13 protein-coding genes are annotated in these 13,803 nt (G+C 62.3%); 1 reads left to right on the forward strand and 12 read right to left on the reverse strand.

From position 1 onward, the window contains the following. Nucleotide 1: 1 nt before the first annotated feature. From HB633_RS17390 to HB633_RS17430, 9 genes are all read right to left on the reverse strand, one after another. Nucleotides 2-1,198 carry a thiolase family protein gene (locus tag HB633_RS17390; RefSeq protein WP_213779407.1) on the reverse strand — a complete coding sequence of 399 codons (1,197 nt, stop codon included), beginning with the start codon at nt 1,196-1,198 and terminating at the stop codon, nt 2-4. 14 nt (nt 1,199-1,212) lie between these two features. Then, nucleotides 1,213-1,917, reverse strand: a complete 705-nt coding sequence (locus HB633_RS17395) for an SDR family oxidoreductase (RefSeq protein ID WP_213779408.1) — start codon at nt 1,915-1,917, stop codon at nt 1,213-1,215. 71 nt (nt 1,918-1,988) lie between these two features. Further along, nucleotides 1,989-2,420, reverse strand: a complete 432-nt coding sequence (locus tag HB633_RS17400; RefSeq protein WP_213779409.1) for a MarR family winged helix-turn-helix transcriptional regulator — start codon at nt 2,418-2,420, stop codon at nt 1,989-1,991. Between the two features lie 68 nt (nt 2,421-2,488). Then, the gene (locus HB633_RS17405) at nt 2,489-3,529 is read right to left on the reverse strand and encodes an ABC transporter ATP-binding protein (RefSeq protein WP_213779410.1); all 1,041 of its coding nucleotides are present in this window, start codon (nt 3,527-3,529) and stop codon (nt 2,489-2,491) included. Between the two features lie 6 nt (nt 3,530-3,535). Then, entirely contained in the window at nt 3,536-5,191 is a 1,656-nt protein-coding gene (locus HB633_RS17410; RefSeq protein WP_213779411.1) for an iron ABC transporter permease, read from the reverse strand. A gap of 4 nt (nt 5,192-5,195) precedes the next feature. After that, entirely contained in the window at nt 5,196-6,221 is a 1,026-nt protein-coding gene (locus tag HB633_RS17415; RefSeq protein ID WP_213779412.1) for an iron ABC transporter substrate-binding protein, read from the reverse strand. Nucleotides 6,222-6,269: 48 nt separating this feature from the next. Then, nucleotides 6,270-7,541 (reverse strand): iron uptake transporter deferrochelatase/peroxidase subunit, encoded by a 1,272-nt coding sequence (efeB, locus tag HB633_RS17420; RefSeq protein ID WP_213779413.1) that lies wholly within the window; start codon nt 7,539-7,541, stop codon nt 6,270-6,272. 31 nt (nt 7,542-7,572) lie between these two features. Next, entirely contained in the window at nt 7,573-8,685 is a 1,113-nt protein-coding gene (locus tag HB633_RS17425; RefSeq protein WP_255580969.1) for a hypothetical protein, read from the reverse strand. 51 nt (nt 8,686-8,736) lie between these two features. Beyond that, on the reverse strand, nt 8,737-10,215 hold the full coding sequence (locus HB633_RS17430; protein WP_213779415.1) for a carbohydrate porin: 1,479 nt from the start codon (nt 10,213-10,215) through the stop codon (nt 8,737-8,739). Nucleotides 10,216-10,814: 599 nt separating this feature from the next. Here HB633_RS17430 and HB633_RS17435 point away from each other — a divergent pair. Next, complete coding sequence (locus tag HB633_RS17435; protein ID WP_213779416.1) at nt 10,815-11,972, forward strand: branched-chain amino acid ABC transporter substrate-binding protein; 1,158 nt, start codon at nt 10,815-10,817, stop codon at nt 11,970-11,972. Between the two features lie 45 nt (nt 11,973-12,017). Here the strand turns inward: HB633_RS17435 and HB633_RS17440 are convergent, their stop codons facing one another. From HB633_RS17440 to HB633_RS17450, 3 genes are read right to left on the reverse strand one after another with little or no spacing between them, the layout of a single operon-like run. Then, nucleotides 12,018-12,482 carry an LEA type 2 family protein gene (locus HB633_RS17440; protein WP_213779417.1) on the reverse strand — a complete coding sequence of 155 codons (465 nt, stop codon included), beginning with the start codon at nt 12,480-12,482 and terminating at the stop codon, nt 12,018-12,020. Between the two features lie 45 nt (nt 12,483-12,527). Then, nucleotides 12,528-12,851: an HNH endonuclease gene (locus HB633_RS17445; RefSeq protein ID WP_213779418.1), complete on the reverse strand. Its 324-nt coding sequence runs from the start codon at nt 12,849-12,851 to the stop codon at nt 12,528-12,530. Between the two features lie 6 nt (nt 12,852-12,857). Beyond that, nucleotides 12,858-13,769 carry a LysR substrate-binding domain-containing protein gene (locus tag HB633_RS17450; RefSeq protein ID WP_213779419.1) on the reverse strand — a complete coding sequence of 304 codons (912 nt, stop codon included), beginning with the start codon at nt 13,767-13,769 and terminating at the stop codon, nt 12,858-12,860. Between the last annotated feature and the right edge of the window lie 34 nt (nt 13,770-13,803).

Raw genomic sequence — 13,803 nt, forward strand, 5'->3', positions numbered from 1 at the left:
ATCAAACGCTTTCCAGCGCCAGCGCGATGCCCTGGCCGCCGCCAATACACAGCGTCACCATCGCGCGCTTAAGGCCATCGCGTTTCATCGCGTGGACGAGGCGCGTGACCAGCACCGCGCCCGTCGCGCCAATCGCGTGACCATGAGCGATCGCGCCGCCCTCCGGATTCACGATGTCACCAGGCAGACCAAGCGTGCGCGCGACCGCAATCGGCACGGCGGCGAACGCCTCGTTGATCTCGATGCGTTCAAGATCGCCCAGCTTCCACCCCGCGCGATCCAGCGCCTGCTGGACGGCCGGCACCGGTCCAAGCCCGAACATGCCGGGCTCGACCGCCGCGATGCCATACGCCACGAGCCGCACCGATGCCTCGATCCCATTGCGTTCCGCAAACGCGCGATCCGCGACGAGCATGGCCGCCGCGCCGCTGTTCAAACCGGGCGCGTTGCCGGCCGTGATCGTGCCGTCGGGACGAAACGCGGGACGAAGTTTCGAAAGCGTCGCGAACGTGGTGTCGGGGCGCGGTTGCTCGTCGGTATCGAAGAAAACGGTTTGCTTGCCCGCCTTCACTTCAAGTCCAACGATCTCCGCCTTGAACAACCCCTCCGCTTCCGCCGATGTAAACCGCTGCTGCGAACGCTCGGCAAAACGGTCCTGCGCCTCCCGCGTGATGTCCATCTGCGTGACGAGATCTTCCGTGTGCCAGCCGGAATGCTTGCCGGAAAAGGCGTCGTCAAGACCGTCGCGCAACATGCTGTCGTGGACTTCCGCGTTGCCCATCCGATACCCGAAGCGGCCGTTGTCGAGCAAATACGGCGCGCGGTCCATGTTCTCCATGCCGCCTGCCACCGCGAGCTGCACGAATCCCGCGCTGATTTCGTTCGCCGCCGATACCACCGCCTGCGCGCCCGAGCCGCACACGCGGTTCACGGTCAACGCGGGAACGGAGACTGGCACACCGCCGTTCACCGCAGCCTGACGCGCGGGATTCATCCGGTTGCCGGCCTGGATCACGTTGCCGAACGTGACCGAATCGACTTTCTCCGGCGCAACGCCCGAGCGCCGCAAGGTCTCGCGGATCACCGCCGCGCCGAGATCCGTCGCGGGCGTGCCTTTCAGCGTCCCGTTGAACGCGCCGATCGCGGTGCGCACCGGCGCGCACAACACGATTTCGCGTGACTGATTTTGCGTGGTCATGGCGGCTCTCCCGTTCAGTGCGCGGGCGTCAGATAAGCGGGCGTTGCCGACGACAACGATCCCTTCACGTTTCGGCCGACGTCATCGACGAGAATTTCTTCCTTGCCTTGCTCGATCCCTTCCAGCACCTGACGCACGACTTCTTGCGGCGTGGTTTTCGGTGCATTGATGCCCGCGGTCATGTCGGTATCGATAAAAGCCGGGTGCACGCCAACCACCAGCGTGCCCTGGCCGCGCAGTTCGGTGCGCAGGCCGTTCGTGATTGCCCACACCGCCGATTTGGACGCGCTATAAGCACCGGTTCCGTCAATGGTCAGCCAGCTCAGCACAGACAGGATATTCACCACCGCGCCGCCGCCGTTGCGCTTCAAGGCCGGCGCGAACGCTTGCGTGACGGCGAGCGGGCCGATCACATTGGTTTCGAACAGCGAGCGCGCGGCATCGATGGAACCCGCGTCCAGCAGCGGCCCGGCGATAATCGCGCCAGCGTTGTTGATGACGATCTGCACATCGGTCAGCCGGTCGGCCGCGGCGGCGATGCTCGCCGCATTGGTCACGTCGAGTTGGACGGCTTCCACGCCGGGGATCTTGATGGCGGATTTGTCACGCGCCGTTGCATAGACCTTCGATGCCCCCGCCGCCAGCAACGCCTTGGCAAAATGCTCGCCGAGACCACGATTTGCGCCCGTTACCAGAACTACCTTGCCTTTGATTTCCATGTCGAACTCCGATTGTGTATATGCACTTACTACGTCAAAAAAATGCCCGGCTATGTGCCGGGCGAGCTTTTTCATTCCATCGATGTCAGTTCCAACAACGTCTTCCTCAGTTCGCCGGCGCGACCCTGACCAAACTTCTGCTCGAATTCCTTTTGCGCGTCCTTCCACCGCAACGCGGCTTCACCAAGCGTTTTCCCGCCGGCTTCCGACAGGTTGAGCGCGACCGCCCGCGTGCCGGAGTCCTGCTGTTCGGCTGTGACCAGACCATCGCGCTGCAAGGGCTTCAAGGCGCGCACGAGCGTGGTGCGCTCCATCACCATGGCGTCGGCCAGTTCGGCCATGGTCGTGCCGGGACGCTTGTGGATTGCCGCCAGCAGCGTGAATTGCGCCGCCGTCACACCCGCCTGGCTGACGTGACGCTCATAAAGCTGCGAAACGAAGCGCGCCGCCTGGCGAATGGCAAAACAGTTGCAGTCGAGATAGGTCAATTCGGGGGAAGTCATCTGCAGAGGGTAATTCGTGCATATGCACTTTGTCAAGCTGGCACCATTTCATGGTTTGACGCGGATCATCAGGCTCGCGGATAAGCCACCACGTCCCCTTCCACCGATAACCCCACCCGTTCGCCCACGCGCGGATAGGAATACCCCGCCACGCGGATCTGCACGCTGTGCGATCCTGCGGTGGAGCGCAGCATGACGCTGGCATCGTGTCCGTAGAAGACGACTTTTTCGACGGTCGCGTGGACCTCGCCTTGATCCGTGATGCGGATCTGTTCCGGGCGGATCATCACGTCGACATCGTTTGCCGCAACCGGACGCGCGATCGGCAAGATGCCGAATTCGCAGCGCACGTGCATTGGATCGCCGGGAAGAGTCGATCCCGCCACGATCACCGCATCGCCGACAAAACTTGCGAGTTCTCTCGATACCGGCCGCCGGTACACCGCTTCCGGCGTGTCCGTCTGCACCAGCCGCCCGCGCCACAGGACGGCGACCTCGCGGCCGAGCGACAACGCCTCGGCCTGATCATGCGTAACGAGCACGGCGGTCGCGCCGGTCGCGGCCAGCGCGTTCGCCACGGCTTCGCGCGTCTCGATGCGCAACGCGGCATCGAGCGACGAAAACGGCTCGTCGAGCATCACAAGCGATGGCGACGGCGCCAATGCCCGCGCCAGCGCAACGCGTTGCTGCTGGCCGCCCGACAAAGCCTGCGGCGCGCGGTCGCCATACGCGGCCGGCAAACCGACCAGAGCCAGGAGTTCATCGACCCGATACCGCGCCCGGCGCTGCGCACGCGGCAAGCCGAAGACGATGTTGTCGGCGACGGAAAGGTGCGGGAACAGCGCCCCCTCCTGCGGCACGTAGCCGATGCGGCGCGCTTCCGACGGCACATGCACGCCCGGCCCGGCGACACGCACGCCATCGATTTCCACCGTGCCGGCGTCGGCGCGTTCGAAACCGCACAGCACGCGCAGCAATGTCGTTTTGCCACTGCCCGAAGGTCCGAGCAGGGCCAGCAGAGTCCCCTTTTCCACCGATAAATCCACGCCATGCAGCACGGGTTGTCCATCGAAGGATTTGGTCAGGCTGGTAACGCGAAGTTCGCTCATATCGATTTACTTGTCAGACGGCGAACCGGCTTGGCGATTGATTTTTAGCGCTGTATCGATGTCGGCGGCGCGACCGGCGACCGCGGATCGTCCGAGCAGCGCGAACAATGTTCCCGACGCCAGCAGCGAGATGCCCACGAGCAATGCCGCATACGGCGCGGCGGCGGCGAACGCGAGCGTGGAGGTATCGATCCAGACTTGTGTCGCGAGCGTGCGGGTCCCTATGGGCGATAGCAGCAGCGTGGAATTAAGTTCGGTGACGACCGAGATGAAGACCATGGTCGCGCCGGCGCCAAGGCCGGGACCGGCGAGCGGCAACAACACGCGTCGCACGGTTTCGCGCCAGCTCAGGCCGAGCGAGCGTGCGGTTTCTTCCAGACGCGGCTGTGCCTGCGTGAACGCGGCGCGCACGCTCACCAACGCGAGCGGCAGAAACAGAATGGCGTAAGCCACGACCAGCAGCGTCGCGCTTTGATACAGCGGCCGCAACGCATGAACCGCCAACGATACGATCGCCAACGCAACGACAAGACTCGGCAAACCTTGCGCGAGGAACACGGTGCGCTCGAACATGGTTGCCATGCGGCTCGGGAAACGCACGAGCAAAAACGCCAGCGGCACGCACGCGAGCGTGGTGACAATGGCCGCAGCGAACCCGTAGCCCAGCGACGAAAACGTCGATTCAATCAGCAATTCTGGCGACACTTCGGCCGGCGTGATCGCGGCGGCGCCGCTTTGCGTGAGCCAGAAACCGATCATGCCGATAGGCACGCCCAGCGTGACAATTGCCAGCACGGCGAAACCTGCTGCGACGACCCATCGCCAGTGCCCGAGGTCGTAACGCAAAGCCGCTCGACGCACCCCGCGATCCAGACGTTCATATCGCGCGCCGCCGCGCACGCGCATTTCGAGCGCGAGACACAGCAGGCACATCGCGATGAGGAAGCAAGCGAATACCGAAGCGCCGCTGCCATCGAAGCTCGTGCGATATTCAGCGTAGATCTGGGTAGTGAACGTGCGAAACCGCAGCAGCGTAAATGCGCCGAATTCCGACAGCACGCCGAGCGCGACGAGCAGCATTCCGCCCAGCAAAGCGGGCCGCAATTGCGGCAACACCACGCGCACGAATACGCCGATACGTCCGCACCCGAGCGACCGCGCGCTTTCTTCAAGCGCCGGGTCCATGCCGCGCAGCGCCGCCGCAACGGGCAAATAAACCAGGGGAAAATACGCCGTCGATATCACCAGCAACGCGCCTGCAAAGTCCTGCAAATCCAGACTCAGCGATACCCACGCATAACTTGTAATGAACGCGGGCATGGCAAGCGGCGCAACGGTCAGTACGGCCCAGAAGCGCCGTCCGGGAACACGCGTGCGTTCGATAAACCACGCCGTCGCCGTGCCGACAATCGCCGAGACCAGCGTCGCGCTGATTGTTATGGATAACGTATTGATCAGCAATTCGCCGACGAGCGGCCTGAAGATCAATTCGAGGGCATCGTCCCAACCGTAGGTCACCGCGCGATACACCGTGAACGCAAGCGGCATCAACACGAGCAGCGCGCACAAACCCGCCGCCACGAGCAAACCCCGTGGCGCGCGTTTGCGGCCACGGGGTTTGGGCAACGCCTGAATGCTGGTGGCGTTCACGACATCGCTCATGCCTTTACAACAAGCCGGCTTGACGCATCAGCTTCGCGGCCTTGCTGTCATCGCCGAGTTGTTCGATGCTCAAGGACGGCGGGCTCAACTGGTCGAACGGCTTCAACATCGGGTCTGGTGCGACCCCTGCATGCAGCGGATATTCATACGCAATCTTGCCCTTCGCAATCAGTTGCTGCGCGCGCTCGCTGACCAGATACGCCAGGAATTGCTGCGCGACCTGCTGATTCTTGCTCGACTTCAACACCGCCGCACCCGACACGTTCACGAGCGCGCCAACATCGCCGTTGCCGAAGTGATAGATCGCGCTGCGCGTGGCGCTGTCGCCCAGTTGCGTATGCAAGCGCGCCCAGTAGTAGTTGTTCACCACGCCTGTGGCCACGCCGCCGCGATTCACGGCCGCGACCACGCCTTCGTCGTCATCGAAGAGTTGCGCGTTTTTCTTCAAGCCCTTGAGCCATTGCAGCGCTTCTGCATCGCCCTTCATTGCGATCACGGCGCTCACGACCGGCAGGAAATCGCCGTCGCTCGGTGCAATGCCGACCTTGCCTTTCCACTCCGGCTTCGCAAGATCCATCAACGATGCCGGCAGTTGCGCCGCATCGACCTTTTTCGTGTTGTAGGCCAGCACGTTCTCACGCGCGAGCACGCCGACCCAGTCGCCTTGTGGCGAGTTGAAGCGCGTCGGAATCACCGAAAGCGTGGATGCATCCGTCTTCTCGAGCAGCCCTTTCTCGCCGAGCAGAACGAGCTCGGGCGAGTTTTCGGTGAAGTAGACGTCGGCGGGAGAAGCCGAGCCTTCGGCCACGAGTTGCGCGGCCATTGCCGGGCCTTCGCCGTTGCGGATCTTCACCGATACCCCGCTCTGCGCCTCGAAGTCTTTCGCGAGCGATGCCACGACCTGTTCGTGCTGTGCGTTGTACAAGGTCAGCGTGGCCGCGACCGCGCTCAGCGGCAGGGCAGCCGAGGCGGACAGCACCGCGATGCCGCACAGCGCGCGCAGCAAGGGCATGGAGCGTGTGGTCTTCATTGCATTCATTCCTGTTGTGTTTTTGACGTTGAGCAAAACGGCTGACGATCAAGCTTCAAACAATCCCGCACCGATGTACGACCCCGGCCGCGCACCCGGCGGGCACGCAAACACGCCGCTGCCCACGTGCGTGGTGAACTGATTCATCATGTCGAACTTCGCGAGCCGGTCGTTGATGGGAATGAAACCGGTGCGCGGATCGCTTTGATGCGCGATGAAAATCAGCCCCGCGTCGTACTCGGTTTCCTGGCGCCACGGCGGCCACCGTTCAATATAAAAATCCGTGCCGTCGTTGTACGAATACGAGCGGCGCAGGATTTGCGCGCCCTTGTTCGTCGCTTGATTCGACAAGCGCACGTGCGAGTTGTCGGGGATCACGGGATTGCCGTCTTTGTCGGCGGCGTCGAGATCGAGCGCATCGAATTCGTTCTTCTTGCCGATCGGCGCACCGCTGTATTTCTCGCGGCCCATCACCTGTTCCTGGAAACCGCGTTCCATCTGGTCCCAGTGTTCGATCGTGATGCGAATGCGCCGCACGACCGTGTAGGTGCCGCCGTTCATCCACGGCGCGTCGGGTGCGTTGGCCCAGACGAACTGGTTCATCAACGCGGGTTGCGCCGTCGATGGATTGTTCGTGCCGTCCTTGAAGCCCATCAGGTTGCGCGGCGTTTGTCCGCGTGGACCCGACAAGAATCCCGCCTGACCCCAGCGCATCGCGACCGCACCGTAACCCATGCGCGCGAGTTGACGCACCGCGTGGAACGCGACTTGTGCGTCGTTGGCGCAAGCCTGAATCAGGATATCGCCGCCGGTTTTCTGCGGCAGCAACTGGTCGCCGTTAAAGCGCGGCAAATCCACGAGCGCAGCCGGACGATGCTTCGCTATCCCGTATCGATCCTTGCCTTCGTGCTCGAACATGCCCGGGCCGAAGCCGAACGTGACGGTCAAACCCGCCGCGCCGATACCGAGGATATCGCCGGAATCGGGCGCGGATTTATCGTCGGTGGGCAATGGCTTCGCCGTCTCGCCGCGCGACATGCGCGCTGCCGCGTCGGTCCATTGCTTGAGAAGGTTGATGACGTCATCGCGTTTGTCGGTCGTGAGATCGAGCGCGGCCACGTACGTGTGGCTCTGCTGCGCTGTGACGATACCCGCCTGATGCTCGCCGAAGAACGGTTCGACCACGGTCATCGGGTCGACGGGCTGCTTGAATTGCGCCTTGGTCGCCGCGTGCGCGACGGAACCCGCGCCCAACGCCGCGCCTGCGGCGACGCCTGCCTTTAGAAAGCGCCGGCGCGGTGGATCCTGATCGTTTGCCATGATGTTGTCCTGCCTTGTTACGTGTTGCGTGTTACTTCGCCAGGACCAGCGTGTTCACATCGTCCTGGACGTAATAGAAGCCGTCGCCTTCCGGCGTCAGCGCAATGCCGAACAAGTCGCCGTTGCCCGGAGGCGATTGCGCTTTGTCGGTATCGATCCAGCGTGCATACAGTTGCTTGCCCGTCGCGGGATCGATCTCCACCACCTGGCCGTTCAACGCGTTCGTCACCAGCAAATGCCCGTTGGGCGCGGTCACCATTGCAAGCGGCCGATGCAGGAAGCCATCGGCGGTCAGCTGGCGGCCAACGCCCGCGCTGGTATCGCGTGTCATGGGGTCGTCGATTTCCGTCACGCGGTTGCCGATGGCATCCGACGCGTACAACAACTTCTGGTCCTGGGACAAAGCCAGCCCCGTCGGCCCAACGAGGAACACGCCCTTGTCGGCCTGCGCGCCAAAGCCGCTTGCGATCACCGTTTCCTGCTTGACGACGGGCGGCTTTCCTTCGGGGATATCAAGATCGAGACGCAGGATGGTCGCCTGCTTGAACACGGGCGGCGTGCCGTCCGCGCCGCCCACGCCGAAGCCCGCATTGCTCACGAAGAGCGTGGCGTGATCGCCGTTATCGACGACTGCCATGTTGCCCCACGGGTCGTTGATGTTCGGGCTCACGATCGTCGATGCAACCTTGCCCTGGTTGTCCAGCACGATCAGGCAACCGGCGCCTTTGGTATTGGTCGTGCCGTCATTGCTCGGCGTGCTGCCGACGATCACCCAGCCCGACTTGAGCATGGTCATCGCGGTCGAGAGGCCGATGCCGCCCGGGCATTCCTTCAGGTCGCGCGGCACGGTTGCAAAGAGGGTGAGCTCTTTGGTGTCGGGGTGATAGTTGACGATGGTGCTGCCCGTGCCCTGCAGGTTGGCGGCGTTGTTGAAGTTGCCGACCAGTACGTCGCCTTGCTTGACGGTTCCGCTCGAGACCGGCGCGACCACGACCGCGTACGGATTCTGGTCGCCGTTGGACGGCACGGTGTTGATGAGCGTGGTGTTTCTGTGCAGCGTTTCGAGAAAGCCGATGGGCGCCGCGTGCGCGATCGTCGCTGCAAGCGCGCCTGCAACTGCAATGCTGCCGATAAGTTTTTTCATGCGAGTGTTCCGGGTGCGTGCATCGATGTTCATGGTCACGAGTCCCGTCGATCAGAAAGTAATGGTGGTGCGCACGCCGACCACGAAGGTATTGCGCAAGGCCGCGGTGGGGTCGTTCGGATTCTGTCCCGCGCCTGCGTTGAAGGTGTATTGCAGGTCGCCCTGCATGATCCACCACGGCGTGACCTGATATTGATAAGTGGCTTCGACCGCGGTTTCGCTGGTGCGTATGCCGTACGGGCCGCCGCTGAACGCTGCGCTCTGCACGTCGAGATCGTGCACGTGATTGCCGACCTTGATGTACGCGAGGCCGATGCCGACGCTATCGTTATCGCGTCCCTTGAACGGCGCCTTCATCACAATGCCCGCGTTCGCCGAAAGGCTCACGAGGTTGCGGTCGCCGGGCGCGCCCATCACGCGCGCGAACACGCCGATACTGCGCGGTTCATCCGGATCGGGACGCCAGATCATCTGGTCGGCTACGGCATAGAAGCTGTAATTTCCACGATGCGATTGCGGCGTGCCGCTCGTGGCCGAACTGGCGAGCGACACGCCGGTGTTGTCGATGCCCTGGTCGTCGAAGCGCTCGTTGTTGTACCAGAAGCCGATCTTGTAGGTGCCCGGCAACCCGCTTTGCGGCATGCCGACCATTTCGCCATCGGACGGCTGGTTGATTGCGTACTGCAGCTCGCCTATATACAGCGCGCCGTTATGCAGGTTGAAGTTCGTGCCGCTGAGATTGTTCGGGTTGTTGCCGAGCGGATCGCCGTCGAATACGCCGGCCAATGCCGTGATGGACGGCGTGATCTGACCGCGTACCCGCACGCCGAGCGCGGACAGCGGATACGCCGGACCGCCCGAGGGCATGTCGTAGGACGGCAGGCCCGGCCAGCCGAACATGGTGTTCACGAAGGTAGCCGCATACGAGCTGACCATGAACTCCTGGTCGATACTCTGCTGCCCGACCTTTACGTCCACGCGCTTGTTCAAGAACGATTGCTGATACCAGAGTTCCCACAGACGCGTTGTGTCCTGCGCTTCGATACCGCTCGCCGTGTTCAGCGTTCCAAGGTTGTACTGGCTCAGGTTGCGGCCATGGATCTGCAGCGCACTCGCGTTGAACGTGCCGCCTTCCCAGCCGAAAGCCTTTTGCGTATCGAGGCCGAGCGTGACCGTGGTCAGGCCGTCGTAGGTGCCGCCGGTTTTCAGGCCGCCACGCACATTGGCGAGATATTCCGATGTCTCCGTCGCCTGCAGCGACACGCCGTACTTCCCAAGAAACGAACGGATGCCGCCCATGTCGCCGAGCAGGGTTGAACGGGTCCAGACACCCGTCCACTGGCCGGCTTGCTGCGCCTGGATGTTCAGGTCGGCCTCGGGCGCGTCCGTGGGTGTCGCGTCCGGATTGGCAGGATTGCCGGCAGCCAATGCCGCCGATGAAGCCAGCAGAAGCCACGCGCTCAACAAGGCTCGGCGCACGGGCGCTCTGGAAACGCGTGTGTCGCGTTGGACCGGGTGGACGGGTTGCATCGAAATCCTCTGTCTTGGTATGTCCGAAGCCAATCGCTATAAGGCACTGGCGAGCGAATCGTACCGAGGCGACATCCAATCGTCAACACAAATGAGAACGATTCTCATTATAATTACATGGAGTTGAAACTGACATTACGGAAGGCCTTTTTCTCCCTTGTTTCAACGACTTGGATGAAAATAATCTGTAATGCTGTAGATATATATGAGCAATTAAACCGAGCGACCAACCTTCGCGACGGTATCGATATATTTGTGCCGCAATCTTCAGGCGCCGCCTGACGAGGCCACGGGATGGCTCAGCGAGGTCAACAATCGGATCAGCCCCGACAAGCGTTTCATCCAGCACACTCCTTTCCGGCCGACCCAACCCGCTGTGCCGAAATGCGCATCCTCAATGCGACGAACTGCCAAGACGCCGCCAATTTGGTTTCCTAAATTGCTTGAGCGGTCGTCTCCTCGACACCGCATTGACGACGCGGGGAAATCCGCCTTGCCCGGGTATATCGGCCATGGTTCAGTCATGGTGCTGAACCGCGTCATCGAATTGATAAACCGCCCTGCCCGCTCGACCTGTCCAACCCGAAGGAGAAGAACAAATGCATCTTCGAACAAGCATCAAACCGCTTGCCTGGATCATCGCGTGTGCTGCCGCCCTTGGCGCGTTGCCGCTGTCCGCCGCGGCGGAAAACATCGATGTGAAGGTCGGTTTTGCCGCACCGCTGACGGGCGCGAACGCGGGTTATGGGAAGGACTTGCAGAACGGCGTTCAGCTTGCACTCGATGAAGCCAACGCCAAGAAGATCCAGATCGGCGGCAAGACGGCTAACTTCACCATCCAGGCCGAGGACGATCAGGCCGACCCGCGCGTGGGCGTGCAGGCGGCGCAAAAACTCGTCGATGGCGGGGTCGCGGTCGTCGTCGGCCACTTCAACTCGGGCACGACGATTCCCGCGTCGCAGGTCTATCAGAACGCGGGCATTCCAGTGATCGATCCGGCCGCGACCAATCCGACCATCACGGAACGCGGTTTCGACAACGTCTTCACCGTCATTTCCAGCGATGCCCAGAACGCCGGCAACGCCGGAACCTACGCGGTGAAGGTCACGAAGGCGAAGAAGATTGCGATCATCGATGACCGCACGGCCTTCGGCCAGGGCGAAGCCGACGAGTTCGAGAAAGCCGTGAAAGCGGCGGGCGGTTCGATCGTCGCGCGTCAATACAGCGACAACCAGACCGTCGATTTCTCGGCGCAACTCACGGCGCTCAAGGGCGCGGGCGCGGATTTGATCTTTTTCGGCGGCCTTGACCGGCAAGCCGCAGCGGTGGCGAAACGGATGAAACAACTCGGCATCACTGCGCAACTGGTGGGCGGCGGCGGCGTGATGGATGCCGATTTCCTGAAGCTCGCCGGCGATACCGCCGAGGGCGTAATGGCCTGGGAATACGGCAGTCCGCTCGAAAAGATGCCGCAAGGCAAGGCGTTCGCCGACAAGTTCCAGAAGCGTTTTGGCGTCGCGATTCTTTCGTATGCGCCGTTTGGATACGACGCGGCCTGGGCGGCGATCAACGCCATGGAAAAGGCGGGATCGATTGATCCGAAGGTTTATCGGCCGGTGCTGAAGGCCATCTCGTTCCCGGGAATCACGGGAACCATCGCGTTCGACGACAAAGGCGCGCTGAAAAACGCTTCATCCACGATGTATCAGGTCAAGAGCGGCGCCTGGGTACCGATCGTCACGAAGAGCGGGACGTAAAGAGCACGGAACGCGGCGGCAACGGGGACATTGCCGCCGCCCTCTTCAATATCCTTGCAATGAAGCGGGCAACTTGAGCGTCCCGGAACTGGTGAAGCGAACGCTGCCAAACACATTACCCGCCAACTTGCCGCGTACGACGTAAGGCACGCTGCCCCGCTGGATCACGTCCGAGAGGCCGAACGCCTGCCTCGCGGCGGCAAATGCGGAAACGGTCAACGGGATATTCAATACGGTCTCGCCGAACCGCGGCAGGGTTCCGCGCGCATCGCTCACGCCGCTTGCAAATGGTTTGCCATCGAGGTCGAGGTCCAGTGCAATGCCGTCGTAATTGATCGGCGTCTCGTTGGGGTTCTGTACCCGCAACTTGACGACAAACCGCAGCTCGAGCCCCTGCCCTGCAATCGGTTCTATACCCGCGACGCTGACTCGTGGCGCATCGTGATCGAACAAACTCGCGCAGCCGGCAAGGCCCAGGAGGAGAAAAAGCCCGGCGAAAAACAGACGCATTGCATGATCCAAAAGAAAGGTTGGGTGCCCACTATAGCGGTGTGTCTAGCGTTTCGCGGCGCTTCGCCGGGTTCGTTCGTAAAAGCCAGGCGGTTTTGTTCTCACCCAATCCACGAACCGGCGGACATCGTCATTGGCAAGCAGCGCCTGAACCGTTGAATAATCTTTTGCAAGCTGACCTTCGTTGAAAAGCGCGTGCAATTGCCTGTGACAGACCCGGTGCAGCACCGCGATTTCCTTGCCGCCCTTCGACTTGGGCACGAGATGATGTTCGTCGCGTTGACTTGCCGGGACCAGACGGCCGCACAGCGCGCAGAATTCATCGGCTGCGGGCGGTTTGTACCAGGGTTCGAGCGGAGGTTTTGCCATGGATGATCACGCCGCCAGATACCTCGAAAGCCCCGCCCGCGTCAGCGCGGCTTCGCCTTCGATCCATTCCGCAAATTCGCTCAAGACCTTCGATGCCGCCGGCCTTTCCGGATAAATCAGGTAATACGACGCCCCGCTCGGCACACAAAGCGAAAACGGCGTGACGATCCTTTGCGCCGCCAGATCCTCCTCGATCAACGATAAATCCCCGATCGTCACGCCCAGCCCTTGCATCGCCGATGAAATCGCAAGGTCGAGCGTATCGAAATGCTGCGCTTTCGCCGACGGCAATCCCCGATACCCATAAGCCGCAAGCCACCTCAGCCAGTCGCGCCGGTCGCGCGTGGGATGCAGCAAGGTCTGGTCGGCGAGATCGTCGGGCGTGATGGCGCGCGTCGTGCGCTTCAGCAAGCCGGGCGCGCAAACCGGTGTCAGGACTTCATCGAAGAGATGATGCGCGCTCACGCCCTTGCCCGCCGGTTGACCGAAAATGATGGCGGCATCGAATTGTTCGGCATTGAACTCCACCCCGTGCGATACCGACGCCGTCACCTCGATCACCAGTTCCGGCCGCTCGTTTTGCAGGCGAATCACGCGCGGCAGGATCCAGCGCATGGCGCACGTCGGGCATTTCACGCGCAAGGTGCCGGAGTGCGCGCCGCTGCGCTCAAGCGCCTCGGTGATCTGGGCGAGCGCCTGCTGCACGGGCGCAAGCAGCATCGCGCCATTGGGCGTGAGCGCAAGGCCGCGCGGCTGGCGCACGAAGAGCGCATAGCCCAGATGCGCCTCCAGTCCGGAGATTTGCCGGCTGACGGCGCCCTGCGTGACGTTCAGCAGATCGGCGGCGCGCGTAAAGTTGAGGCGCTGCGCGACGACGGCAAACGTCTTGAGCACATCGAGTGAAGGCAGTGGTTTCATCGGCGAATCTCGTCAGCCATGAGCGGCAAGCATG

Source organism: Caballeronia sp. dw_276, from assembly GCF_018449635.1.
In the GTDB taxonomy this organism is placed as follows: domain Bacteria; phylum Pseudomonadota; class Gammaproteobacteria; order Burkholderiales; family Burkholderiaceae; genus Caballeronia.